The sequence below is a fragment of the Kitasatospora sp. NPDC048296 genome (assembly GCF_043201815.1).
In the GTDB taxonomy this organism is placed as follows: domain Bacteria; phylum Actinomycetota; class Actinomycetes; order Streptomycetales; family Streptomycetaceae; genus Kitasatospora.
Genome location: NZ_JBICZB010000063.1, coordinates 1 through 24,143 on the forward strand (window position 1 = coordinate 1; position 24,143 = coordinate 24,143).

A 24,143-nucleotide genomic window follows, 5' to 3' on the forward strand; every position below is an offset into this window, starting at 1 on the left:
AGGAAACCCTGAGGCCGGGGATGTCAACATATCTGGCGTTGACTTTTGGCACGCTGTTGAGTTCTCAAGGAACGGACGCTTCCTTCGGACCGCCTCCCAGCGGGCCCTCCGGGCGCTTCGTTCTTTCGTGTTTCCAGCTTATCAGATGTTTCCCGCTCCGTTTCCGGGGCTTCGTTCATCCAACTCGCTGATGTCCTCTGGGGCTTGACGCCCCGTCCGACGTTTCAAACTCTAGCCGACCCTCGCTCCGAAAAGCGAATCCGGCCGCAACCCGATAAAACGCACACACCGAATAAGCACCGGGCCGCACCGCGAGAACGCGTAGACGACCGGTACGAACCGGAAGTGGTGTTTCAAAGGAGTGGCCGCCCCGGGACCGTCCGCGCCGATGCGTGTCCGGTGCTCCCTGCCGAGCGACTGGGAGACACTACCCCTTACCGAGGGCCCAAGACAATCCAGGAGGCCGTCGGGGTGCGCTTCTGCGTTTCACAGTCGACGTGGACGAGGCCGAAGCGTTGGTGACAGCCCTCAGGGCACTCAAAGGCCTCCCCTCCCCTCTCCTCCTCCGACGGTTCCGGCTACTGCCGCGCCGCGCCCGCTGTCGTCGGCCTGGTCCGCAGCAACGCCCAGGCGGGCAGCCCGGTCGCGCCGAGGCAGAGCAGCACGGCTCCGGCGGCCAGCGGCACCACGAGGGTCGCCGGGACGTACGGAGCGGTGCCCGCGACCCCGCGGGCGACCGGGACCAGCGTGATCCAGGCGATCGCCCCGCCGAGCGTCAGCCCGGCGGCGGCGACCAGTAGCGCCTCCCAGCGCAGCATGCCGCGCACCTGGCGCCGGGTGGTGCCGGCCAGCCGCAGCAGGGCGACCTCGCGGCGCCGGTCCAGGACCATCATCACCAGGGTGTTGGCGGCGGTGACGGCGGCGAACCCGCCGAGCACGGCGGCCATCACGGTGTTGGCCCAGCCGTTGAGCTCCATGTCCTTGTCGGCCTTGGCGACGAACCCGGCCCGGTCACTCACCGTCAGCCTGCCGAATCCGTCGAGCGCGCTCGCCACCGCCGTACGGTCCGCGCCCGGGGCGTCGGCGACCAGCACCTGGCTGTCGTACCCGGCGGTGACGTGAGCGCCGACCGCCGCCAGGGGCAGCAGCGCCCGGCCGAAGCCGAGCCCGCGGTCGTACACGGCGACCAGCACGGGGTGGACGGCGGTGCCGTCGCCGAGCCAGAGCGGGACGCGCTCGCCCACCTTGGCGTCCAGGGCGTCGGCCAGGGTGGCGTCCAGGGCGACGGTGTCGCCGGATCGGCCCAGGTCGGCGAGCGAGCCGCTGCGCACGCCCAGGTCGAGCACCCTGGGCAGCCGGGCCGGGTCGCCGTCCACGCCGAGCGCGGGGGCGGAACCGAGCCGGCCGTTCTGCCGGTGGACGACGGCGGTGCGCAGCACGCCGACCGCGGCGTCCACCCCGGGCACCTCGGCGGCCCGCTCGGCGGTGCCGGCGGGCAGGCCGGGGCCGGCTGCGGCAAGCACGTGGTCGGCGGTGATGCCGGCGCGAACGTTCTCGCCCGTGGCGTGGCTCAGGGTGCTCTGGATCACCAGCAGGGTCCCGCAGAAGGCGGTGACCAGCACGATCGGGGTCATCGCGGAAGCCAGTCGGCGGGCGTTGGCGCGGGAGTTGTCGGCGGCCAGCGAGCCGCTCGCGCCGCAGGCCCGAAGCGGGGCGCCCAGCACGGCCGCGGCGATCCTGGCCAGGTGCGGGCCGAGCAGGGCGACGGCCAGCATGAAGCACATCACCACGCCCTGCGCAGTCTGGGCGGCCCCGGCGCCGTCCAGCGCGGCGGCGACGACGGCGGTCGCCACCCCGCCGGCGGCCGTCAGCAGCCCGAGCACGGTGCGCACCTTGCCGGGGCGGGGCGGCTCGACGGCGGCTTCGCCGAGCGCCTGTCCGGGGCGCAGCCTGGACGGGCGGCGCGCGGCCAGGAAGCCGGCGGTGAGCGCGGCGAGGGTGCACGTCGCGACGGCAGCCAGCATCGGCAGCGGGCCGACGTCGAGGCGGATCCCGGCGGGAACGGCGCCGCGGTCGACCAACTGGTCGAACCACCAGTGGGCGAGGGCGAGTCCGGGCAGGATGCCGAGCGCCCCGGCGACCGGTGCGACCAGCATCGCCTCGGTGGCGATGGTGCGGCGGATCTGGCGCGGGGTGGCGCCGACGGCACGCAGCAGGGCGAACTCGCGGGCGCGCTGGCCGGTGGCGAGGGCGACGGTGCTCATCACCACGAAGACCGCGGTCATGGTGGCGTAGCTGCCGAAGGCGCCGCCGATCTCGCCGAGCAGGGTGCGGGCCTCGCCGAGGGTCGGCTGTTCGACGGTGGCGCGCTCGTCGCCGGTGAGCACCTCTTCATCGGCGCCGATCGCCTGGCGGACCTGGGCGGCCAGGGCGGCGGCGGTGACGCCCGCGCGGGGCTGGACGGCGACGGCGTCGATCCGGCCCGGGTGTCCGGAGAGGCGGTCGGCGGTGGTGTCGGCGAACCAGGCGGTGGGGCCCGTGGCCTGGGCGGCGGCGAGGCCGGAGACGCGGTAGCTCGCGGTGCCGCCGGGGGCGGCCAGGGTGAGGTTCGCGCCGGGCGCGAGGCGGGCCGCGCGCGCGGTGTCGGTGTCCAGCACCACCTCGTCGGCGCCGGGCGCGCGGCCCTCGACCAGGGTGTCCTGCGGTCCGGCGATGCCGAGGGCGGCGTAGCCGCGGCCGGTGAGCGCGGGGACCGCGGGGACGGCAGGGGCACCGGGCGCGGCGGCCGTGGCGGGCAGCGGGAAGGCGGTGTCCGGGCGGGCCGCCGCGACGCCGGGCAGGGCGGCGATCCGGCCCGCCACCGCGGCGTCCGTCCGGGCCCGCTCCGGGGTGGCCTGCTCCACCGTCTCGGTGTCCTTGCCGACCTTGATCCTGATCTTCACCGCCTGGTCCGCCGCCACCACCACGGGCGCGGCCGCGTAACGGACCGGCTTGAGGCTCGCCGTCAGACCGGTCTGCATCAGCGTGCCGCAGGCCACCACCACGGCGGCGCCCAGCAGCAGGGCGATGACGGTGCCCGCGAAGGACGCGGGGCGGAAGCGCACCGAGGCGCGGGCGAGCCCGTTCGTCATACCGCCGCTCCCACCGGGCGGGCGGTGAGCGCGACCATCCGGTCCGCGACGGTCTGCGGACCGGGGTGCGGCAGGTCGTCCGCGATCGCGCCGCCGACCAGGAACAGCACCCGGTCGGCGAAGGAGGCCGCCACCGGATCGTGGGTCACCATCACCACGGTTGCGCCCAGGTCGTCCACCGCCCGGCGCAGCAGCCCGAGCACCTCGTGCGCGGTCCGGGTGTCCAGCGCGCCGGTCGGCTCGTCGGCGAACACCACGTCCGGGCGGGTGATCAGGGCCCGGGCGATCGCGACCCGCTGCTGCTGCCCGCCGGACAACTGCCCGGGCCGCCGCCGGGCGTGCTCACCGATCCCCACCTGTGCCAGCAACTCCCTTGCCCGGGCGCGGTCCTGGCGTTCGCCGGCGAGGCGCTGCGGGAGCATCACGTTCTGTTCGACGGTCAGTGAGGGCAGCAGGTTGAAGGACTGGAAGACGAAGCCGATCCGGCGGCGGCGCAGCTTGGTCAGCCGGTTCTCGCTCAGCCCGGTGAGCTCCTCGCCGCCGAGCCGGACCTGCCCCGCGTCCGGGCGGTCCAGGCCCGCCGCGCACTGCAGGAAGGTGGACTTGCCGGATCCGGAGGGCCCCATCACGGCGGTGAAGCTGCCGCGGTCGAGCACCAGGTCGATCCCGCGCAGGGCGTGCACGGCCCCGTCACCGCGGCCGTAGCTGCGGCGCACCCCGCGCAGTTCGATCGCGGGGCCGGCGTGCGCGGCGGAGTACGGCTCGGCGGGCGGGCGGTCGTGACGGCGTGCCATGGCGGGGCCTTCCTTCGGGAATCGTCGCTGGACGTCGACGGGTTCCACGCTAGGAAGCCAGGTCCACCCGGGCCATGGAGTCCGCTGGCGGACCGGGGGTGGGGTTATCCCTACACTGCCTCGGCGACGATCCCCCGGTAGGCGGCGCGCAGTTCGGCGAGCACGGGGTGGGCGGGGTCGAAGGCGGTGCCGTCCACGGCGGCGAGCGGGCGCACGCCCGCGCCCGCGTTGGCGGCGAAGGCCGCGTCGAACTCGTCCAGCCGGGTGGCGTGGACGGGCTCGCGGGACTGCGGGCCGCCGTACGCACCGGCCAGCAGCGCCTCGGTGACGCCGGGCAGGCTGGGGCCCTCGGGCCAGACCAGGCGGTCCCCGGCCAGGAAGCCGACGTTCCAGGTGGTTCCCTCGGTCACCCCGCCGTCCTCATCGGTGAGCAACGCGTCGTCGTATCCGGCGAGTTGGGCCAGTCGGCGGTGGTGGACCAGACCGAACAGGCCGACGTGCTTCACCTCGGGCAGCTCCCGCCGGTACACCGTCGTCCGCACCCGCAGCGGGCCGGGCTCGGCCGTCGCGGCCGGGCGGGTGGTCACCAGCAGGGCGGGCGCGGCGGGCGCGGCGGGGCGTTCCAGGCCGAGAGCGGGGTCGTACCCGGTGACCCGGACGATCACCGGTCCGCCGTCGGCGGGCAGCACCGCGCGGATCCGCTCCCGGACCGCCGCCCGGTCCAGCTCGGTGCCGAACAGCGTCCGGCAGTCCCGGACCAGCCGGTCCAGGTGCAGCGTCAGACCACGGACCCGGCCCGCCTCGGCGCGCATGGTGGTGAAGTGCCCGTAGTTGAGCAGCCCCAGGGCGGCGAGCCGTGCCGGGTCCGCGGGCGCGCCGTCGATCTCGATGTCAGCCATCCCCCGAGTCTGCCAGCTGTGCGGTCGCCTCCGGCGCCGGAACCGGACGGTACGGGCTCACCACCCGACGGCCCGTCCCCCGGGCGGCCTGCTCGAACTGCTCGATCTTGAAGGCCAGCCCCTCCGGCTCCCCCGCGTCAGACCAGCGCCACGCCTCCGCCCACCACTGCGGCCCGCGCACCATCGGCCACCCGGCGAGCGCCAGGTACAGCGCCAGCGTCGACCGCGCGTACTCGTGCACCCAGCCGTCGCAGCCCCGGTAGTCGGCGGTCTCGTCCAGCCGCAGCCAGCGCCCCTCCCGCCCGGCCGCCAGTATCGGCACCCAGCCGCGCTGCCGGTCGGCGACCAGCAGGAGCAGCCGCCCGTCCTCCTCGCGCACCCGGTGCAACGGCAGTTGGGGCATCCGGGCGAGCGACAGCGACCGCTTCCAGCCCACCACCCACAGGCCCCGGCGCAGGTAGTACCGGACCGCCGACTGCCAGGTCCAGTGCGCCTCCAGGCGGAACCCCGGCAACCCCTCGGCGGTGGCCGCCGCGTACACCTCGTCCAGCGCGCCGGCGGCCAGCCCGCGACCGCGGGCCCCGGGCCCGACGTAGAGGGAACTGACGGCGAGTTGGCTCGGCCCCTTGGTCCAGTTGTCCACCGCGACGGTGCCGACGACCTCGGCCCGGTCATCCCGGATCCAGTACCGCCGCCGGTACAGCTCCCCGCCGGGCCACTCCCGCCCGCTCTCCCCCAGCCGCTCCCGCCAGGCCCGCTCGGCCTGCGGCGTCAGCCCGTCCGGGTCCACCACCTCTCCCAGCTCGCCCTCCACCAGGGAAGCCAAGTCCCACAGCGCGAACCGCCGTTCCTCCCCTTCCACCGCCGCCCGCAGCCGCTTCCCCGCCGCCAACCGCCCCTGCGCCCGCTCCACCGCGGCATCCCACGACCTCACCCGCGCCACGATAGCGGGCCGCCGGGTACGAAACGTAATCCGCCGAACACCGACCGTCAGACCGCGGTCACCGGGCCTCGTCCCGGGGGTTTTCGCGCTGCCGGACTCGGCAACGGGCCGAGCCGGCCGCGGGACCCGGTCCGTCCGTGGCGGTGGGTGGAGCCGTCCGGGGCGGTGCCGGGTGGTGGGGGAAACCCGACCATGGGACTCCACCTGACCCTGATGACCCAGCTGACCTGCGCCGATGCAATGGAGGGGGGTCCTCCTCATCCTGCTCACGTCCGCTTCCGCTTCGCCTGCCCCCGCCGATTTCCCTGCCGATCGCCGTTCTGAGTCCGCTTCTGATTCCCGTTCCGATTCCCGTTCCGATTCCCGTTCTGATTCCGTCATGAGAGGCCTGCCATGGGCAGCACGCTCGTCGTCACCAACGACTTCCCGCCCCGCCAGGGCGGCATCGAGACCTTCGTCCAGGCGATGGCCGACCGCCTCCCCGGCGGAGTGGTCGTCTACACCTCCGCCGAACCGGGCGCCGAGCGCCACGACGCCGCACTCCCCTACCCGGTGGTCCGCGACCCCGCCCGCACCCTGCTGCCCACGCCCCGGGCGACCCGCCGCGCCGCCGAGACAGCCCGAGCGCACGGCTGCGACCGGGTCTGGTTCGGCGCCGCCGCGCCGCTCGCCGCGATGACGCCCGGCCTGCTGCGCCGGGCGCCCGGCCTGCTGCGCACCGTCGCCACCACCCACGGCCACGAGATCTGGTGGGCCCGCACCCCGGGCGCCCGCCGGGTGCTGCGCCGGATCGGGCGCAGCGTGGACACGGTCACCTTCCTCGGCGAGTACACCCGTGACCGGATCGCCCCCGCCCTCGGGCCGGGCGCCCGGCTGAGCCGACTGGTGCCGGGCGTGGACCCGGCCGTGTTCCGTCCGGGCACCGGCGTTCCGACGGCGCACCCGGTGATCCTCTGCGTCGCCCGGCTGGTCCCGCGCAAGGGCCAGGACGTGCTGATCCGCGCGCTGCCCGCGATCCGCCGGGCCGTCCCGGGCACCACCCTCCTGCTGGTCGGCCAGGGACCGGACGAGTCCCGGTTGCGGGCGATGGCCCACCGCCTCACCGAGCCGGGCAGCGTCGAGTTCACCGGCGGCCTCGACCATGCCGCCACCGCCGCCCACTACGCCGCGGCCGACGTGTTCGCCATGCCGTGCCGCACCCGCCGGATGGGCCTGGAGGCCGAGGGCCTCGGGATCGTCTACCTGGAGGCGGCGGCCGCCGGCCTGCCCGTGGTGGCCGGCCGCTCCGGCGGCGCCCCCGACACCGTCCTCGACGGCGTCACCGGCACCGTCGTCGACGGCCGGAACCCGGCAGCGGTCGCCGCCGCCCTCACCCGCTTCCTGCTCGCCTCGCGGGCCGAGCGCGAACGGATGGGCGCGGCCGGGCGGCGCTGGGCGGCGGAGCACTGGTCCTGGGACGCCTCGGCCCGGCACCTGGCGCGGCTGCTGGACCCGGAGGTGGCCCTGCCGGACCGGATCGCGGACGCCGACTCGCCCATGGCCGAAGCGCGGTGAGCCACCCCGGGCCGTCACCAGGGTCGGCCGACCGGCCGGCCCGTGTCCGCGGTGGTCATCCACGCGGCCGGTCTGCCCGCGGACGCCCCGGATGGTCACCCGGATCGCGCCGGGGGTGCGCCGGCACCGCGAGCACCCACCGGCCGCCGTCCTACTCGCCCCGCAGGTGTGCCAGCACCGCCAGCACCCGCCGGTCGCTCGGCGACGGCGGCGGATCCGGGCGCGGCGCCCGGCCCCGGGCAGCCGGCGGTGCGGGTCCGGCACCGGGACGGGTTCGACCAGCCCCAGCCGCCACCGCGCCAGGGACCCGGCCGGGATGCCCGCCAGTGCCAGGGCGAGCAGCAGCGGCAGCCCGAGCCCGACCACCGACAGGGCGGCGCCGAGCACCAGCAGCACCGCGAGGACGACCAGCAGCGGCGGCCCGAGCAACGCGCCGCAGAGCAGGTGCGCCCAGCAGCGCGGCACCCAGCGGGTGAACGGGAAGCGCAACGGACGGGCCCGCAGCGCGGCCCGGACGGCCACCGGTTGCGGGTCCTCGTTCACCTGATTCCTCCCAGGATGCCCCCGGCTTCAGCCGGGGGAGATGGGGGTCCCCCCGCCCGGAGGGTGGGAGAGGGTCCTTGGCTCGGAGCCGCGAAGCGGCGCAGTGATCTTCGGGGGTTTGGACGGAGGCCGTTGTCAGTGGGCCTCGGTAGGTTGATCTCGTGCATCTGCGGTACTCCTATCGCCTCTACCCGACGGCGGGTCAGCGCGCGGCGCTGGCCCGGACGTTCGGGTGCGCGCGGGTGGTGTACAACGACGCCTTGGCGGTACGGAAGGAAGCCCGGATGGTCGGGCAGCCGTACCCCAAGAGCACCGATCTCCAGAAGCTCGTGATCACCGGGGCGAAGAAGACCGCCGAGCGTTCGTGGCTCGCCTCGGTGGGGGTGGACCCGCTGATCCAGTCCCTTCGAGATCTGGACACGGCCTACCGAAACTTCTTCGACTCCGTCTCCGGAAAGCGGGCCGGCCGCCCCGTCGGTCTGCCCCGGTTCAAGTCGAAGAGAGACAGTCGGCAGTCGCTCAGGTTCACCCGTAACGGGTTCCGCGTGCGGAGCAACGGGAAGCTGAACCTGGCGAAGATCGGCGACATACGGGTGAAGTGGTCCCGTGCGCTGCCGGCCGACCCGTCGTCCGCGACGGTCATACTCGATCCGGCCGGCCGCTACCACGTGTCCTTCGTCGTGGACGTCGAACCCGAGCTGGTGCCCGAGACGGACACCGAGATCGGTGTCGATCTCGGGCTGACCGCCTACGCCGTGTGCTCGGACGGCACGGTGATCGACAACCCGCGTTTCCTGCGGAAGGCGGAGAAGCGGTTGAAGGCCGCACAGCGCCAGCTGTCCCGCAAAGCCAAGGGGAGCAAGAATCGGGCCAAGGCCCGGCGCAAGGTCGCCAAGGCGCACGCCAAGGTGGCCGACACCCGCATGGACTGGCTGCACAAGCAGACCACCAGGATCATTCGCGAAACCCAAGCGGTGTACCTGGAGGATCTGAACGTGCGCGGCCTCGCCCGAAGCCGCCTGGCCAAGTCCGTGCACGACGCCGGGTGGGCCACCTTCCGGCGCCTGCTCGAAGAAAAAGCCGCACGCTACGGTCGGCACGTCGGTGTCGTCGGCCGGTACGAGCCGACGTCTCAGGTCTGCTCTGCCTGCGGCGTCCTGGACGGCCCCAAGCCCCTCGCCGTACGCGAGTGGACATGCGGCGCGTGCGGCACGGTGCATGATCGTGATCTCAACGCCTCCCGTAACATCCTGGCCGCCGGACGGGCGGACAGGCTAAACGCCTGCGGAGGGCCGGTAAGACCCGGCGTGGCAATCCCACGCCAGGCACAGCCCGTTGAAACAGGAACCCACCGGAACGCCAGCCGCGCGGGGCGCAAGCCCCGCGCCACAGGCGCGGCCGGAATCCCCCGGCTTTAGCCGGGGGAGGACGTCAACGGACCACTCTAACCAACCGGCTGACGGTCCTTCGGGGGCAGAGGAACGGCGACGGGCGCCCTGCGCGGCCGGGCCAGGGCGACCGCGGCGATCACCAGGGCGCCGCCGGCCAGGGCGTTCCAGCCGACCGGCTCGGCCAGGAAGGCGGCGCCGAGGGTGGTGGACCACAGCGGCATGACGTAGGTGACGGCGGAGGCGACGGTGGTGCCCGCCGCGCGGACCAGGCCCAGGTTGAGCAGGTACGCCAGGCCCGTACCGAGCGCGCCGAGCACCAGCAGGGCGGCGGCAGCCGAGCCGCCCGGCCAGTGCGGGGCGCCCGCGGCGAGCGGGGCGACCAGCGCCAACTCGACCGCGGCGCAGCCGATCTGGAGCGCGGACAGGGCGGTCACCGACTCCGGGCGGCCGGACAGGAAGCGGCGCAGGTAGGCGAAGCCCGCGCCGTAGCAGCAGGCGGCCGACAGGCAGGCGAGGGCGCCGACCGTCGCGCCGGAGCCGAGGCCGCGCCACACCCCGAGCACGGTGAGCACGCCGACGAAGCCGAGCGCGAGGCCGGAGAGCCGGCGGGCGCCCGGGCGGCGCTCCTCGGGGACGGTGAGCACCGCGAACAGCATGGTGAACAGCGGGGTGGTCGCGTTCATCACCCCGGCCAGCACCGAGCTGACCCTGGTCTCGCCGAAGGAGAACAGGGTGAACGGCACGGTGTTGAGCAGCACCGCGACCACCGCCGAGTGCCCCCACAGCGCCCGGTCGCGCGGGGCCCGCTCGCCGCGCAGCAGCAGGACCGCCCACAGCGTGAGGGCGCCGAGCAGGCTGCGCCACAGCGCCACCCACGCCGGCGGCACCCCCGCGTCGACCGCCACCTTGATCAGGGCGAAGCTCGCGCCCCAGATCGCCGACAGTGCCACGAAGCCCGGCAACCAGCGCCGCACCCCGACCACCTCCCCGTCCGTCCTCCCGTTGTGTTCTGGACAGAGGGTGGCCCGACGGCGGACCATGAGTCCAACAAGTGGCGATGCCGGAACGATGAGGAAGTCTCATGGCCTCGGAGGTCAACCTGGCCCAGCTCAGGGCACTGGTCGCGGTCGCCGACACCGGCGGCTTCGGCGCGGCCGCCGACGAACTGGGCATCAGCCAGTCCGCCGTCTCGCACGCCGTCGCCGCACTGGAGCGCTCGCTCGGCTCCCCCGTGCTGCGGCGCGGCAGCCCGTGCCTGCCCACCCCGCTCGGCGAGCAGATCCTGCCGCACGCCCGGACCGCCGTCGCCTCCGCCGCCGCGGTCCGCACCATCGCCACCCGGCACTCCGGCGGCCCGACCGGCACCGTGCGGCTGGCCGCGCCGACCACCGTCTGCCAGGCGCTGCTGCCCGGGCTGCTGCGGGACTGGAAGGCGGCGTACCCGCAGGTCACCGTACGGCTCTTCGAGGGCGAGGACGCCGAGCTGCCCACCTGGCTGGAGGCCGGCACGGTGGACGCCGCCGTGCTGGTGGACGCCGGCCCGCTGCCGCCCGGGGCGGTCGCGCTCGGCGCCGACTCGATGCACGCGCTGCTGCGCCGGGACCATCCGCTCGCCGGGCAGGAGACCGTCCACGTGGCCGAACTGGAGGACGACGACTTCCTGCTCTCCGAGGGCGGCTGCGAGCGCCACATCCGCGAGGCCTACCGGCGGGCCGGCACCCGCTTCACGCCCCGGCACCGGATCCGCGACCTCAACACGCTGATCGGCATGGTGCACGCGGGCGTCGGGGTCTCGGTGATGCCGGCGCTGGCGTTGACCATGCTGCCGCCGGACTGCGTGCTGGTGCCGATCCGGCCCGCCGTGCACCGGACGCTGACGCTCACCGGGCCGACCGGCCGTCCCTGGTCCCCGGCGGTCAGCGGGCTGCTCGCGGGGATGGGTGCGGGGGTAGGCGTGGGAGTGGCGGCCTCGGCCTGAGGGGAGGACGTCCCGGCAGACCGCCGCCCGCTGACGGGTCGCCCGGCGAGGACGTGCTGGCGCTCACCACGGCGGTCGGCGAAGGGCGGCAGGCCGGGCGGCAGGTGGCAGGGGACGGCTGGCGGCGCGGGCTGGGTCAGGTGCAGCTGCCCGATGGTGTGCGCCTGGACGATGGCGCCGGCGTGCACCCGCCCGTCCACGCTGTCCGTGTTCTCCTTGGCCACCCGTCAACTCCAGGGCCTGAGGCCGGCCCGGCGGCGGCGATCGGCTTGACCGTTTTGGGGTTGACCACCCTTCGCCAATAGGTCTATACCAGTGGGAACCATCGGCAACCACCCGCCGCCGACGGTCCGTTCGGCCGTCACGCCACCCCCACGCCCGGCGCGACCAGGCCTGCATTCCCCCACCGCCGTTCACTGGAAAGGCCTCCGATGGAACGCGCTCTTCCCTCGCAGCTTCCCTCGCACATTCCCCCGCAGCGGCGCACCGCACCGGCAACGCGCAGGTCCCGGGCCGCGCTCGCCGTGGCCGGGATGCTCGGGCTGGTCGCCGGGGGTGTCGCCGCGCTGGCCGGCACCGGCCCGGCCTCGGCCTCCACCGCCGACAGCGGCACCGGCCTGGGCAGCAACTGGTACGCCTCGGCGCCGTACCTGATGCCCGAGGACAACAGCCCGCCGGACGCCGCCGCCGTGATGGACGCGACCGGACAGAAGGCCTTCCAGCTGGCCTTCATCCTCGCCCAGGGCAACAGCTGTTCGCCGGCCTGGGGCGGCACGTCCCCGATCGACGGCGACACCACCATGCCGGCGGTCATCCAGACCGTCCGCGGCAAGGGCGGGGACGTCTCGGTGTCGGTCGGCGGGTACGGCGGCACCAAGCTGGGTCAGGTCTGCGGCACCCCCGAGGCGACCGCCGCCGGGTACCAGCAGGTGGTCGCCAAGTACAACCTCAAGGCGATCGACTTCGACCTGGAGGAGCCGGAGTACGAGAACACGGCCGCGATCCACAACGAGATCGGCGCGGCCCGCATCCTCCAGCAGAACAACCCGGGGCTGTACATCTCGATCACCACCGCCGGGACCAACGCGGGCACCGGCTGGTTCGGCACCCAGATGCTGGGCGAGGCCAAGTCCCAGGGCTTCACGCCGAACAACTACTCGATCATGCCGTTCGACGGCGGCTTCAACGGCGCCGCCGCGCAGACCGACGCGCTGGTGAAGTTCAACCAGATCCTGCAGACCACCTTCGGCTGGAACGAGGCCACCGCGTACGCCCACGAGGGCGTGTCGATGATGAACGGCCGCACCGACGCCGCCGAGTACTTCCACCAGGCGGACTTCCAGACCGTGCTGGACTTCGCCACCGCGCACGGCCTGGCCCGGTACACCTTCTGGTCGGTGAACCGGGACCGCCAGTGCACCGGCCCGGTGGACCCGGGACTGTCCGGCTCCTGCTCCAGCGTGGCGCAGAGCGACTGGGACTTCACCAAGTACACCGTGAAGTTCGCCGGGGCGACCCCGCCCACCACCCCGCCGACCACGCCCCCGACCACGCCCCCGTCCACCCCGCCGACCGGTCCGGGCACCTGCACGGCCCCGGCGTGGAGTGCGAGCACCACCTACACGGCGGGTGCCAAGGTCTCGTACAACGGGCACGACTACCACGCCAAGTGGTGGACGCTGAACGAGGTGCCCAGTGCCAGCGGTCAGTGGGGCGTCTGGGCCGACGACGGCCCCTGCTGACGAGAACACCCGAGCAGAGGAGCGGCGGGCGCGCACAACGCCCGCCGCTCCCGCGTCAGTTGGCGGTGAACCGCTCCCGCAGCTCGCCCAGGATCTGCGCCGCCTCCCGCAGTCCGGCGGCCTCGCAGCGGGCGATCCCGGTGGTCAGCCGGGCCACCGCCGCCTGGGGACGGCCGAGGTCGCCGCCCTCGATCAGCGCGGCCAGCCGGACGGACTCCGCGCGGGGCGACTCGGCCCGCTCGCCGCCCCGCTCGTAGACCGCGATCGCCCGCTCGACCTCGGCGAGGGCCTCCTCGTGCCGGTCGGCGACGGCCAGACAGCGCCCCCGCTCGTAGTGCGAACCGCCGCGCAGGTACCAGCCGCTGTACTCCTCGCCGGTGCGCTCGGCGGCCTCACCGATCGCGTCCGCCTCGGCGAGCAGGGCGAGCGCCGCGCCCAGCCCCTCGGCGCCCTTGTCGCGCATCGTGAGCCGGGCCAACTCCCGCAGGGTCGCCGCCAGTTGGTCGACCTGCGGGGCCTTGCCGTGCGCCTCTCGGACGCGCCCGAGAGCCGCCTCGGCGGCGTCCCAGCGGTCCGCCTGGGCGAGGGCGAGGGTGGCCTCGCAGGCGACCATCGTGTGGGTCTGCTGGTCCTCCCAGTCGGCGACCAGGTCGGCCAGGCGCAGGTACTCCTCGGCGGCGTCCCGGTACTCGTCCAGCTCGACCAGGCCCCGGGCGAGGTCGAGGCGGGCCTGGGCGAGCATCCGCTCGTCCAGCCCGGCGCCCGCGGCGTCCAGCACCGACTCCAGGACGGCCACCGCGTCGGCCGAACGGCCGGTGCCGCGCAGCACGTCGGCCAGCTGCAGCCGCACCTGGGCGGCCTCCTCGACGGCAGTCTCGCCCTGGCGGTCGTAGCGCGCGGCGGCCTCCGAGAGCGCCCGGACGGCGCCGCCGAGGTCCTCCACCTGCATGCTCGCGTGGCCGAGCATCATGTACGTCGGCGCGAACGGGTAGGAGTCGTCGCCCCAGCGCACCGCCTCGGCCAGCGCCCGGTGGAACACCTCGGCGGCCTGAGCGGGTTCGCCGTCCTGCAGCAGCACCTGACCGAGCAGGCCGAGCACCCGCGGGGTGTGCCAGGGCAGTTCGGCGGCGTCCAACTGCGCCAGCACCTCGCGCAGTTCGGCGGCCGCCTCGGTCAGCCGGCCCTGCCGGGCGGCGGCGTCGGCGGTGTACTGCCGGGAGGTCGCCGCCCGCCGGGCGGAGCCGAGGGAGAGGGCGCTCTGCCGGTAGGCGCCGACGGCGGCCTCGAAGCGCGCGACGGTCTGCGCGGAGGGCTCGGGCAGCGCCTCGACCAGGTCGTGGTGGGCGGCGTAGGCGCGCGACTGCAGGATGATCAGGTAGTCGTCGTCGGCCAGCGTGCCCGCCGCCCGCTGCTCCTCGGCCCGGGCCAGCGCGGCGTCCAGCGCCGTCCAGTCCGCCACCGCGCCCTCGACGTCGCCGAGTTCGACGATCAGCGTACGGGTGCGGACCATCAGCGCCGCGCCGGGCAGCCCGGCCCGCTCGTACAGCTCGGCCGCGGCCAGCAGGCCCGCCGCGCCCTCGGCGTGCTGGTCGCGCTGCAGCGCCTCGTGGGCGTGCTGCTCGGCGAGTTCGGCAGCCAGCCGCTCGGGGCCGCCGAGTTCGGCACCTCCGGGGTGGACGAAACCGTCGGCGCCGGCGCGCTCGGCGATCCGCTTCCAGAGCCGGTCGGCGTCGGGGTGGCCGACCACCTCCAGTTCGCGGGCCCGCAGCACCAGGGCGGTGAAGTCCTCCGGCTCCGCCTCGACGGTCCGGCGCGGCGCCGGGGCGGCGGCCTGGGCCGTGGACAGCTCGGGGGCCGCCGCGGCGCGCACCCCGAGCGCCAGCGGTTCGGCCAGCAGCGGTTCGACGGCCAGCCGGGCGCGCCGCGCGGCGCTCACCGCGTCGGTGCCGTTGCGGGCGTCGAAGCGGGCGGCCAGCGCGTCGGCCTCGCCGCGCAGGTGGGCGAGCAGGGTGTCGACCGTCCAGGAGGTGCCGGCCGGGCCGCTGACCGCGAGTTCGCCGTGGCCGGCCGCGGCCAGCCCGGCGACCAGCACCTCGAGGCCGGTGAGGAACTCCAGCCGGGCGGCGGGCTCGCCGGCCACCGCGAACAGGTCGCGGTTCTCGGCGAGCAGTTCCAGACCGCGCGGCTCGTTGCCGGACAGCGCGCAGAACTCGATGTGCAGGCCGACGGCGTGCAGCATCGAGGCCTTGCCGCGGGCGTAGCGGTAGCCGGTCAGGTGCGCGGAGCGCGCCTCGTCCAGCCGGCCGCGGCGCAGCAGCGGCAGCAGGGCGGTCGCCTGGCTGAAGTAGGGCTCCTGCTCGCAGGTGCTGCGGCCGTCCAGCACCGGGGCCAGGATCTCCAGCCCGCGGGCGTCGTCCCCGGCCTCGATGAAGTGCCGGGCGCGGGCGCGCGTCTCGCAGGCGTGACAGTCGCTCAGCTCGGTGCGCGGGCGGGCCGTCCACAGCTCGTAGGCGTCCTGGACGGCGACACCGGTCTGCGCGGCCAGGTGGTAGCGCTGGGCGTAGTACGGCTGGAGGTCGTAGCCGGCCGCGCGGTAGCGGTCGCGCAGTTCGGTGTGCCAGCGCCGGATCGCGGCCAGCGGGACGTCCGGGGTGTCCATGAGCGCGGCGGCGACCCACTTGAAGCGCCAGAACACCTGGTGCCGGGCCCACTCGCCGAAGCCGTCCGGGTCCTGGTCCCACAGCTTGAGCACCCGGGCGAAGACCACCGGGCTCTTGCTGCGCTCGCCGTCGTACTCGTAGGCCTCCATGAGTTCGAGCAGGGCCATCGAGCGGACCCCGGCGTCCTCGAACTGCTCGGCGGCGTCGACGAGTTCCTCGGCGGTGACGGTGCGGGTGCGGCCGTAGGGTCGGGCGTCGTTCTCGCGCAGCGCGGCCATCACCGCGTCGGGGGTGTCCAGCATCACGCCTCCTTCTCGTCGGTGCCGGCGGCGGCCGCCTCGTGGCCGAGCATGGCGTGGTCGAGCAGGCTGATGAACGAGCGGTTCAGCAGCGCGGACTCGCTGGCCTTGAGCGGGCGGCGGGTCATCAGCACGGCCTGCCCGTACAGCGCCTCGACGGCGGTGACGGCCAGCTCCCGGTTGGTGACGGTGGCGGCGCGGCGCACCAGCGGGTTGAGGTGGTTCAGCACCAGCTGGGCGCGGGGCACCTCGGCGCGCAGCGAGCCCAGGATGTCCGCCCACAACCCATCGGATTCGTCAGCGAGTTGGGCGCGGGTGCGCTCGTGCCGGGCCTCCCGGTTGTCGAGCAGCAGGGCGGGCGCGTTGGTTGGGTGGAAGCTGCGCAGGGCGACGTCGCAGTCGAACCGGCCGACCACCTCGCGGGCGATCGCCAGGAAGACGCCCGCGGCCAGTTCGGCCGCCGGGTCGACGGTGTCCAGGTGCGCGGTGACGGTGCCCGGGTCGAGGTCGGCGACCGAGACGCCGGGGCGGATCTCGGGCAGCCGGTGCACCAGGTCGCGGTCGTAGGTGTAGCCGCCGTTGACCACACCGAGGCCGGCCGCGCCGGCGATCGGGGCGACCTGGCGGAACTCCTCGACCGTACGGGTCACCAGCACCACCGGGTGGCTGCGGGCGAACTCGTCCAGGGTGACGTTGCCGTCGGTGGTCTCGAACGGCAGCCAGGGCAGCATCATCCGCAGCAACTCGTCGTCGTAGCGCGCGAGTTCCTTGACTGCCAGGTGGTGCACGGAGAGGAAGCGGTGCAGCAGCGCCGGGTCGCTGGCGGACAGGCCGGTGAGCCAGTCGCGGATCCGGGCGCCGAGCGCCTCGCGGACTGCGGCCAGCGTCTCGTCGGCGTACAGGCCCTCGCGCGAGGCGGTGGGGCGCAGCCCGTCGGTGTCCACCACGCAGCGGACGAAGAAGGCCCACTCCGGCAGCAGTTCGTCGGCCTGGTCGGAGAGCAGCATGCCCTTGAGGTGCACCCGGTGGCCGTTGCGGCGCGAGGGCGGGGCGGCGTCGGGCAGCACGTACGCGACGCCGCGCAGGCCGACCAGCGGGAGGTCCAGCTCGATGGTGTCGAGCGGGGTGAAGTCGAAGGTGGCGCGGCAGTACTCGGCGAGCGCGTCGCGCCGGGCCAGCGGGGAGCCGTGCCGCTCGGCCCACGGCGGGGTGCGGTTGACCCGGTGCTCGGTGCCGTTCGCGTCGATGACGGTGACGTCGTGGCGCAGCAGGCTGCCGAAGTCCCGGGCGAGGGAGAGCACCTGGCCGGAGCGGGTCCACTCGGCGGCGTCGGCGCGCGGCACGAGGATGACGGTGGTGCCCGGTTCGGGCTTGGCCTCGGCGGGCAGGGTGCGGATGGTGTAGCTGCCGTCGGAGCTGCCGCGCCACTCGATCACCGGGGCGTCCGGGGTGGCGGCGGAGCGGGTGACCACGGTGATCTCGTCGGCGACCACGAAGCAGGCGAGCAGGCCGATGCCGAACTGGCCGATGAAGTCGCCGCGGGCCTTGGCCAGCCCGGCGCCGTCCAGGCTGCCGTCGGCGTCGCGCTTGGAGCTGCGGCCGATGGTGGCGAGGAAGGTGTGGACGTCCTTCTCGGTCAGGCCGATGCCGGTATCGGTGACGGACAGCTCGTCGTCGGCGCGGACGGTGATCGCCGCCGGCGCCTCGGGGTCGAGCGCACGGCGGGCGGAGATCGCGTCCACCGCGTTCTGCAGCAGCTCGCGCAGGTAGACCCGCGGGCTGGAGTAGAGGTGGTGGGAGAGCAGGTCCACCAGGCCGCGCAGGTCCACCTGGAAGGTGTGCGCACTCGTCGGGTTGTCGGATGGGGACACCGGAGGCTCTTTCGATCGCGAGGAGGGTGAAGGGTTCGGGGGACGCGGCGTGGCGTCAGCGGCGCGCGGCTCGGCCTCAGTACGCGGCGCAGCGGTCGCGGTGGGCGCGGTAGACCTTGACCGGATCGCCGGACAGGTAGTGCCAGGGCGACTCGGTGACGAAGCCGTCCAGCGCGTCGAACAGCAGCCGCGCGGTCTTGCGCTGGTCGGCGAGCGAGAAGGCCATCGCGAAGGTGTTGAAGCTCGCCTGCCAGCCCCGGACCGGGACGAACTCCGGGTGCAGGACGGACCGGAACGCGGCCTCCTGCAGGTCGGCCAGCACGGTGGGGCTGGACAGGTACGCGTGGTCCTCGCCGTCCGGGAGGTCCAGCCAGCGCTCCAGGTGGGCGAGCGCGACCAGCTCACCGAGCTGACTGCCCTCCGGGGCGCCCAGCATCGCGGAACGGGCGAACTCGTGCATCTCGTCGTGCGAGCCGCCCCACTTGGCGCTCAGCTGCTGGAGCCGCTGGCGGTGCGAGCCGGGGTGCCCGGGCAAGCGACGGACGGCGGCCTCGAAACGGCAGGTGGCGACCTCCGGGCCGAGCGAGGCACCACGGGCGCTGATCTGCAGGAAGTACCAGGGGGCGAGCCAGGACGGCTCCCGCTCGGCGGCCTCCAGCAGCTGCTCCTCGGCGAGGTCCAGCCGCTCGTGGAACAGCTTCCACTGCTCCTCGGTGACATGCTTGGCCCGGGCGCCGGTCCGCGCCTCCCAGGCCCAGGTGACGTGCCGGGCGCCGGACAGCAGCAGCGGCAGCGCGTCGTCCGGCGCGTCGGCTATCGCGCGGGCCGTCCACTGCTCGACCCCGGACACGTCGGCGATCGCGCCGGCCAGCCAGGTCAGGTCGGCCGCGCCCGTCTCCGCCCCGGCCGCGGCGGCCAGCGCGGGGCGCAGCGCCGCCCAGTCGCCGGCGGCGGCCTGCCCGAGCACCGGACGGACGGACTCGTCACCGAACGTCGGGTCGAGCCGCGGCTCGGCCGCCCGGGCGGCCGCGGGCGCCTCCGCGGCCCGTCTGCCGAACCCGAACCCGCGCCGACCGGCCCGGTCCTGCGCGCCCTCCCCGCCTGAGCGGCGTCGGAACAGCGGCATGTGTGGCCCCCCTCGAACTTCATCGGCATCTTTCGTATGGCCGCACAGTGGCCACCCAGATGAGTACATATCACGGGTCTCCGACACCCGTTTCCCCAGCCCAGGGCCACCGGGGGCGGGGGCGCCCGGACCGCACGGCCGGCCAGGTCAGGTCAGGTCAGGTCAGGTCAGGCCGAGCCCGGCGTCCGGTGCCTTTCCCCACTGCGCCTGCTCGATCCGCTTGACCAGCATCACCGCGAACCGCCGGGCGGCGGCCACGTCCACCGGACCGCCCTCCGTGGTCACGCTCGCCACCACGGTGCCCGAGCGGACCACGATGCTGACGCCGTCACCTGCGGACAGCGGCCCGACGAAGGCCTGGCTCTCACTGCCCAGCACCGGGGTGTCGACCTTGTGGAACGGCCCGACGGGATAGGAGGCGTAGGTCTCCTTCAACCGGTCCTTGGCCGCGTCCCGGCTGGGCAGGGTGTCCACCAGGAAGCGGGTGACCAGATCCCCCGAGGAGAACCGCACCGACCCACTGAGCGGCTTGCCCGCACAGGGGGTGGACGCCGTACAGGTGGTGGCGTGGTCGGCGGTGTCGACCTTGCGCTTCTCCTCGTCCCACCCGGCCATCGCCTTGCCGTCCGGCAGCACCTGCCCGACCACCTTGTCGTCCAGCAGCACCCCCTCCAGGTCCGCCCCGGGCGTCGCCGCGACGGGCGGCGGCACCGGCGCCCCACTCCCTGCTCCGGCGGCGCCCCCGGCCGTTGCAGCACCGGGCGCCGACGTCGCGGCCCCCGTTGCAGCTCCCGCCCCGGCCCCGGACGCCGACGGCGCCGGGGCGGAGGCCGACGCCGCACCAGTCACCGCAGAGCCCGCCGAACTCGCCGCTCCCGAGGCCCCCTTGGCGCTCTCCGGCCCACCGGACGAACACCCGGCCAGCCCGCCCATCAGCACCCCGACCGCCACCCCGACGGCCACCCGCCGACCACCCATCCCCATGCCCGCTCCCTTACGGCTGTCCGTGACCCCTCAAGATAGCGACCACCTCCCACCCCACCCACCCCGGGTCCCGCGCACACGAACCGCTTCGCCCGCCCCACCACGCGGGCGCGCAGGGCGAGGCCCGCGCGCCCGCACCAACCCACCCCCCACACACACCCGACCAGGCGAGAGGGACGCGCTGCGGGAGGGGCGGTGGAGGGGGTGGGTTGGAGAGGGGCGTGACGGGTGATTTTCAGACTGCCAACGGCGGCCAACCCCCACCAACAGAGTCGGCAGTCTGAAAATCATCCAGCCCCCGGAGCGGCCCCCCCCGGAACCGCCCCGCACCCACCCTCCCGAGAGCCCACCCCCCACAAAAGACACCCCCCATCCGGTACCGTCCAGGCTGGTCCCAAAGCGCCGACGGGGGGCGAGATGCAGCACCACGAAAACCTCACCACTCTCGTCCGGGCAGCACAGCAAGGCGACGCCCTCGCCCTCGACGAGCTCCTCTCCCTGCTGATGCCGTACGTCGGCCGGGTCTGCGCCCCGATCGCCCTCCAGGACGCCCCCGACGCCGCCCAGGAGGCGATGATCGCGATCGTCCGCAGCCTTCGCCAACTCAAGGCACCCGAGGCCCTGTTCGGCTGGGCCCGGACGATCGCGGCCCGCGAGGCCGTCCGCCTCGCCACCCGCCGGTCCCCCCGCCCCGAAGCCCCCACCGACCAACCCGACGACCACGACCCGGAGTTGGCCGCCGACATCCAGGACGTCCTGGAACGCCTACCACCCGGCCACCGCGCCATCCTGACACTCCGACACATCGAGGGCTTGGACGAGAGATCCGTCTCCGAGATCCTCGACCTCCCCCTCGGGACGGTTCGTTCGCGACTCTTCCGCGCCCGCCACGGCTTCCGCACCGCCTGGGGCGCCGAACACCGCTGATCCCGAAAAAGCCCGCCGACCCCGGGGATTGCAACGCCCTCCCGAGCCCTCTCCTCTCCTGAGACCACCCCCAAGGAGGGAGACCCCGATGACCACCCCCCACCCGCTACCCGACCTGCCCCACCTGCCCCACCTGCCCCACCTGCCCGGCGTACGCCACCGCCACCTCGACGCCGACGGCGTCCGCCTCCACCTCGCCGAGGCCGGCGACGAAGGCGGCACCCCGCTGCTGCTCCTGCACGGCTTCCCCCAACACTGGTACGCCTGGCACCGTGTGATCCCCCTGCTCAGCGGCGAGTTCCGGCTGCTCTGCCTGGATCTGCCCGGCTTCGGCCGGTCCGAGGCGCCCCGCCACGGCTACACCACCGACGACCGCGCCCGCCTGACCCTCGCCGCCCTCGACCGGCTGGGAACGGACCGGGTGGGCCTGGTCGGCCACGACTGGGGTGCCTGGACCGGCTTCGAGCTGGCCCTGCGCGCGCCGGAGCGGTTCACCGGCTTCCTCGCGCTCAACATGACCCACCCCTGGCCGCGCCAACGCGCCCTGCTCGGCACCGCCTGGCGCTTCTGGTACACCGCCCTGCTGGAGTACCCGGGCATCGGCCGCCGCATCATCCGCCACCGCTCCACCCTGCTCGCCCACCTGCTGCGGCGCGCCACCACCGCCCAACACCCCTGGCCCGCCGAAGAGTTGGCCGAGTACGTGAGCACCGGCAGCACCCCCGCAGCAGCCCGCGCCGCCGAGCTCCTGCACTGGGCCTTCGTCGTCCGGGACATCCCGCGTCTGGCGTCCGGCCGGTTCAACAAGCGCCGACTGACCGTCCCCACCGTGCTGCTCGGCGGCGAGCAGGACCCGGTGATCCGCCCCTCCCTGCTCTCCCCGGCCGGCGCCCCCGCCGACGACCTGCACGCCGAAGTCCTGCCCGGCTGCGGCCACTTCCTCCCGCACGAGGCGCCCGAGGAGGTGGCCGACGCCGTGCGCAAGCTATTCCGTCCGTGACCGCTCGACGATCCGCCGCTCCAGCCGGTCCAGCAGCACCTCACCGCGCCGCTCGGTGAGCCCACCGAGGAGCTGCTGCACCGGCCCGGCACCCGGCACCCGCAGGCTGGCGAGCAGGGCGAAGCGGGTCCCGTCCCCGTCCGGTACGGCCGCCATCCCGCCCAGCAGCACCCGGCTCTGCATCAGGCACCAGCCGCTGCGCAGCACGATCTCGAACCGCTCGCGGTGACCGACGACGCTCACCGCGAGCCCCTCCAGTCGTTCTCCCGCTTTTGCGGGCCCGACCTCGAAGGAGCGCAACCCGCTGATCAGACCGGGCAGTTCACCGGACAGGTCGCTCGCGACCCGCCACACCTGGTCGAAGCCCGCCGCGAGGCACCGTTCGGCGTACAGCGGACGCCCGGCCCCGGCCGCCGCCATCACCCGCAGCCGCCGCACCGGGTCCAACTCGACCGTGGGCCACTCATCCGCCATCGCCCCGCCCTTCCCGTCGCCCGACACCCCAGCAAGGTACCGGCCCGGGAACGCCGACGGGGCGGCGACCAACCGGTCACCGCCCCGTCGAAACCAACCGACAACATCCCAACCGGTGGATCAGACCGCCGGAGCCGGGAAGGTCGGGTACTCGACACCCGAGATGTACTGCACGACCCGCACGACCTGGCACGAGTAACCGAACTCGTTGTCGTACCACAGGTACAGGATCGCATTGTCGCCCTCGACCTTGGTCGCGCCGGCGTCCACGATCGAGGCGTGGCGCGAGCCGATGAAGTCGCTGGAGACCGCGTCGGGCGAGTCGGTGAAGTCGATCTGGCGCTTCAGCGGCGAGGTCAGCGAGATCTCCCGCAGGTAGTCGAGGACCTCCTCGCGGTTGGTCTCACGCTTCAGCTGCAGGTTCAGGATCGCGATGGACACGTCCGGCACCGGCACGCGGATCGAGCTGCCGGTGATCTTCGCCTTGAGGTCCGGCAGGGCCTTGGCGACGGCCGAGGCGGCACCGGTCTCGGTGATCACCATGTTCAGCGGCGCCGAGCGGCCACGGCGGTCGGCCTTGTGGTAGTTGTCCAGCAGGTTCTGGTCGTTGGTGAACGAGTGGACGGTCTCCACGTGGCCGCGGACCACGCCGTACTCGTCCTCCATCGCCTTCAGCGGCGGGACGATGGCGTTGGTGGTGCAGGAGGCGCAGGAGATGATCTGCTCGTCCGGCTTGATCATGTCGTGGTTGACGCCGTGCACGATGTTCGGCACGTCACCCTTGCCCGGGGCGGTCAGCACGACCTTGGCGATGCCGGGGCGCAGGTGCTTGGACAGGCCCTCGCGGTCACGCCACTTGCCGGTGTTGTCGATCAGGATCGCGTCCTTGATCCCATACTCCGTGTAGTCGACCTCGCTCGGGTCGTTGGAGTAGATCACCGTGATCTCGTTGCCGTTGACGACGATCTTGTTGTTCGCCTCGTCGACGGTGATCGTGCCCTGGAACTGGCCGTGGATCGAGTCCCGGCGCAGCAGCGAGGCGCGCTTGACCAGGTCGTCGCCGCCGCCGTTGCGCACGACGATGGCCTTCAGGCGCAGGCCGTTGCCGGAGGCCTTCTCGATCAGCAGGCGGGCGACCAGGCGGCCGATGCGGCCGAACCCGTACAGCACGACGTCCTGCGCGGACCGGCGCTCCAGCTTGTTCTCACCGGTGGCACCGGCGACGGCCTGGGCGGTGAACTCCTCCACCGACAGGCCGCGGTCGTCCGCCCGGTAGGTCGAGGCGAGCATCCCGAGGTCGATCTGCGAGGGGCCGAGGTCCAGGGTGGTCAGCGCCTGCAGGAACGGCATGGTCTCGGTGACCGAGAGCTCCTCGCCGGCGATCTGCCGGGCGAAGCGGTGCGTCTTGAGGATGCTGACCACCGACTTGTTCACCAGGGACCGGCTGTGGAGCAGGACGGTGACGTCCTTCTCCCGGTGCAGTCGCCCGATGATCGGGATCATCGACTCCGCGATCTCCTCGCGGTTCTTCCAGTCCGTGAACACGTCGTCGTTGACAGTCACAAGTCCATCTTTCGAGCTGAGGGTATTGCCTTCATGGTAGCTTCGCCCGCTCCCGCCCCAGCGGCCGGTCCCTCCTCCGACCACCTCACACCCCCCTCCCACCTGCGCTTTCCCCCACGCCCCCACCGCCGAAGGTGATCACCGCCACCCCCAGCTCCCCCCTGCCGCCGGGGAGTTGGCCGGGCGACTCCCGCTCGCGCGGCCCGCCCCGGCCGAGGATTTGCCGGGGGTGCGGTGAGGTGGGGTAATGGGAGGCGGCCGATG

Annotated in this window: 17 protein-coding genes and 1 pseudogene; 6 read left to right on the plus strand and 12 right to left on the minus strand. The window is 74.0% G+C overall.

Annotation, left to right across the window (positions count from 1 at the left end; all coding sequences use genetic code 11):
• Nucleotides 1-578: 578 nt before the first annotated feature.
• The 4 genes from ACGF12_RS29205 to ACGF12_RS29220 form a co-directional block, all read right to left on the minus strand.
• Nucleotides 579-3,131: an FtsX-like permease family protein gene (locus ACGF12_RS29205; RefSeq protein ID WP_393036347.1), complete on the minus strand. Its 2,553-nt coding sequence runs from the start codon at nucleotides 3,129-3,131 to the stop codon at nucleotides 579-581.
• Nucleotides 3,128-3,925: an ABC transporter ATP-binding protein gene (locus ACGF12_RS29210; RefSeq protein WP_393036349.1), complete on the minus strand. Its 798-nt coding sequence runs from the start codon at nucleotides 3,923-3,925 to the stop codon at nucleotides 3,128-3,130. The genes ACGF12_RS29205 and ACGF12_RS29210 overlap by 4 nt, the downstream gene beginning before the upstream one ends.
• A 110-nt stretch (nucleotides 3,926-4,035) precedes the next feature.
• Nucleotides 4,036-4,824, minus strand: coding sequence for an aminotransferase class IV (locus ACGF12_RS29215; protein ID WP_393036352.1), 789 nt, complete (start codon nucleotides 4,822-4,824; stop codon nucleotides 4,036-4,038).
• On the minus strand, nucleotides 4,817-5,758 hold the full coding sequence (locus tag ACGF12_RS29220) for a GNAT family N-acetyltransferase (RefSeq protein WP_393036449.1): 942 nt from the start codon (nucleotides 5,756-5,758) through the stop codon (nucleotides 4,817-4,819). The genes ACGF12_RS29215 and ACGF12_RS29220 overlap by 8 nt, the downstream gene beginning before the upstream one ends.
• A 402-nt stretch (nucleotides 5,759-6,160) precedes the next feature.
• Between ACGF12_RS29220 and ACGF12_RS29225 the strand changes: the two genes are divergently transcribed.
• On the plus strand, nucleotides 6,161-7,321 hold the full coding sequence (locus ACGF12_RS29225) for a glycosyltransferase family 4 protein (RefSeq protein WP_393036354.1): 1,161 nt from the start codon (nucleotides 6,161-6,163) through the stop codon (nucleotides 7,319-7,321).
• Nucleotides 7,322-7,576: 255 nt separating this feature from the next.
• On the opposite strand, the pseudogene ACGF12_RS29230 reads toward ACGF12_RS29225, so the two are convergent.
• Nucleotides 7,577-7,864, minus strand: a pseudogene (locus tag ACGF12_RS29230) (sensor domain-containing protein); the annotation flags it as partial.
• 161 nt (nucleotides 7,865-8,025) lie between these two features.
• On the opposite strand from ACGF12_RS29230, the gene ACGF12_RS29235 reads away from it, so the two are divergent.
• Nucleotides 8,026-9,282 (plus strand): RNA-guided endonuclease InsQ/TnpB family protein, encoded by a 1,257-nt coding sequence (locus tag ACGF12_RS29235; protein WP_393036357.1) that lies wholly within the window; start codon nucleotides 8,026-8,028, stop codon nucleotides 9,280-9,282.
• Nucleotides 9,283-9,308: 26 nt separating this feature from the next.
• On the opposite strand, the gene ACGF12_RS29240 is transcribed toward ACGF12_RS29235, so the two are convergent.
• A complete protein-coding gene (locus ACGF12_RS29240) occupies nucleotides 9,309-10,229 on the minus strand; it encodes a DMT family transporter (RefSeq protein WP_393036360.1) in 921 nt (306 codons plus the stop codon).
• 107 nt (nucleotides 10,230-10,336) lie between these two features.
• Here ACGF12_RS29240 and ACGF12_RS29245 point away from each other — a divergent pair, with 107 nt between their 5' ends.
• Together ACGF12_RS29245 and ACGF12_RS29250 are read left to right on the plus strand one after the other, a co-directional pair.
• Nucleotides 10,337-11,233: a LysR family transcriptional regulator gene (locus ACGF12_RS29245; protein WP_393036364.1), complete on the plus strand. Its 897-nt coding sequence runs from the start codon at nucleotides 10,337-10,339 to the stop codon at nucleotides 11,231-11,233.
• Nucleotides 11,234-11,766: 533 nt separating this feature from the next.
• Nucleotides 11,767-12,975: a carbohydrate-binding protein gene (locus ACGF12_RS29250; protein WP_393036452.1), complete on the plus strand. Its 1,209-nt coding sequence runs from the start codon at nucleotides 11,767-11,769 to the stop codon at nucleotides 12,973-12,975.
• Between the two features lie 55 nt (nucleotides 12,976-13,030).
• Here ACGF12_RS29250 and ACGF12_RS29255 read toward each other — a convergent pair whose 3' ends face one another.
• The 4 genes from ACGF12_RS29255 to ACGF12_RS29270 form a co-directional block, all read right to left on the minus strand.
• The gene (locus tag ACGF12_RS29255; RefSeq protein WP_393036367.1) at nucleotides 13,031-15,937 is read right to left on the minus strand and encodes a hypothetical protein; all 2,907 of its coding nucleotides are present in this window, start codon (nucleotides 15,935-15,937) and stop codon (nucleotides 13,031-13,033) included.
• Nucleotides 15,937-17,805: an HSP90 family protein gene (locus ACGF12_RS29260; protein WP_393036370.1), complete on the minus strand. Its 1,869-nt coding sequence runs from the start codon at nucleotides 17,803-17,805 to the stop codon at nucleotides 15,937-15,939. Before ACGF12_RS29260 ends, ACGF12_RS29255 begins: the two co-directional genes overlap by 1 nt.
• Nucleotides 17,806-17,881: 76 nt before the next feature.
• Nucleotides 17,882-18,931 carry a hypothetical protein gene (locus tag ACGF12_RS29265; protein ID WP_393036373.1) on the minus strand — a complete coding sequence of 350 codons (1,050 nt, stop codon included), beginning with the start codon at nucleotides 18,929-18,931 and terminating at the stop codon, nucleotides 17,882-17,884.
• Nucleotides 18,932-19,093: 162 nt separating this feature from the next.
• Nucleotides 19,094-19,642, minus strand: a complete 549-nt coding sequence (locus ACGF12_RS29270; protein ID WP_393036376.1) for a hypothetical protein — start codon at nucleotides 19,640-19,642, stop codon at nucleotides 19,094-19,096.
• Nucleotides 19,643-20,332: 690 nt separating this feature from the next.
• On the opposite strand from ACGF12_RS29270, the gene ACGF12_RS29275 reads away from it, so the two are divergent.
• Together ACGF12_RS29275 and ACGF12_RS29280 are read left to right on the plus strand one after the other, a co-directional pair.
• Nucleotides 20,333-20,842, plus strand: coding sequence for an RNA polymerase sigma factor (locus ACGF12_RS29275; RefSeq protein ID WP_393036378.1), 510 nt, complete (start codon nucleotides 20,333-20,335; stop codon nucleotides 20,840-20,842).
• Nucleotides 20,843-20,930: 88 nt separating this feature from the next.
• Nucleotides 20,931-21,842 carry an alpha/beta fold hydrolase gene (locus ACGF12_RS29280; protein ID WP_393036380.1) on the plus strand — a complete coding sequence of 304 codons (912 nt, stop codon included), beginning with the start codon at nucleotides 20,931-20,933 and terminating at the stop codon, nucleotides 21,840-21,842.
• Here ACGF12_RS29280 and ACGF12_RS29285 read toward each other — a convergent pair.
• Together ACGF12_RS29285 and ACGF12_RS29290 are read right to left on the minus strand one after the other, a co-directional pair.
• Nucleotides 21,828-22,316, minus strand: coding sequence for a hypothetical protein (locus tag ACGF12_RS29285; RefSeq protein WP_393036383.1), 489 nt, complete (start codon nucleotides 22,314-22,316; stop codon nucleotides 21,828-21,830). The genes ACGF12_RS29280 and ACGF12_RS29285 overlap by 15 nt on opposite strands.
• Nucleotides 22,317-22,436: 120 nt before the next feature.
• Nucleotides 22,437-23,879, minus strand: coding sequence for a glyceraldehyde-3-phosphate dehydrogenase (locus tag ACGF12_RS29290; protein WP_387631437.1), 1,443 nt, complete (start codon nucleotides 23,877-23,879; stop codon nucleotides 22,437-22,439).
• Nucleotides 23,880-24,143 lie beyond the last annotated feature (264 nt).

What these genes read in the sequence shown, in the direction of transcription:
- ACGF12_RS29205 (WP_393036347.1), bottom strand. Translation starts at nt 3,131, where the DNA reads ATGACGAACGGGCTCGCCCGCGCCTCGGTGCGCTTCCGCCCCGCGTCC.
- ACGF12_RS29210 (WP_393036349.1), bottom strand. Translation starts at nt 3,925, where the DNA reads ATGGCACGCCGTCACGACCGCCCGCCCGCCGAGCCGTACTCCGCCGCG.
- ACGF12_RS29215 (WP_393036352.1), bottom strand. Translation starts at nt 4,824, where the DNA reads ATGGCTGACATCGAGATCGACGGCGCGCCCGCGGACCCGGCACGGCTC.
- ACGF12_RS29225 (WP_393036354.1), top strand. Translation starts at nt 6,161, where the DNA reads ATGGGCAGCACGCTCGTCGTCACCAACGACTTCCCGCCCCGCCAGGGC.
- ACGF12_RS29245 (WP_393036364.1), top strand. Translation starts at nt 10,337, where the DNA reads ATGGCCTCGGAGGTCAACCTGGCCCAGCTCAGGGCACTGGTCGCGGTC.
- ACGF12_RS29250 (WP_393036452.1), top strand. Translation starts at nt 11,767, where the DNA reads ATGCTCGGGCTGGTCGCCGGGGGTGTCGCCGCGCTGGCCGGCACCGGC.
- ACGF12_RS29255 (WP_393036367.1), bottom strand. Translation starts at nt 15,937, where the DNA reads ATGCTGGACACCCCCGACGCGGTGATGGCCGCGCTGCGCGAGAACGAC.
- ACGF12_RS29265 (WP_393036373.1), bottom strand. Translation starts at nt 18,931, where the DNA reads ATGCCGCTGTTCCGACGCCGCTCAGGCGGGGAGGGCGCGCAGGACCGG.
- ACGF12_RS29275 (WP_393036378.1), top strand. Translation starts at nt 20,333, where the DNA reads ATGCAGCACCACGAAAACCTCACCACTCTCGTCCGGGCAGCACAGCAA.
- ACGF12_RS29280 (WP_393036380.1), top strand. Translation starts at nt 20,931, where the DNA reads ATGACCACCCCCCACCCGCTACCCGACCTGCCCCACCTGCCCCACCTG.
- ACGF12_RS29285 (WP_393036383.1), bottom strand. Translation starts at nt 22,316, where the DNA reads ATGGCGGATGAGTGGCCCACGGTCGAGTTGGACCCGGTGCGGCGGCTG.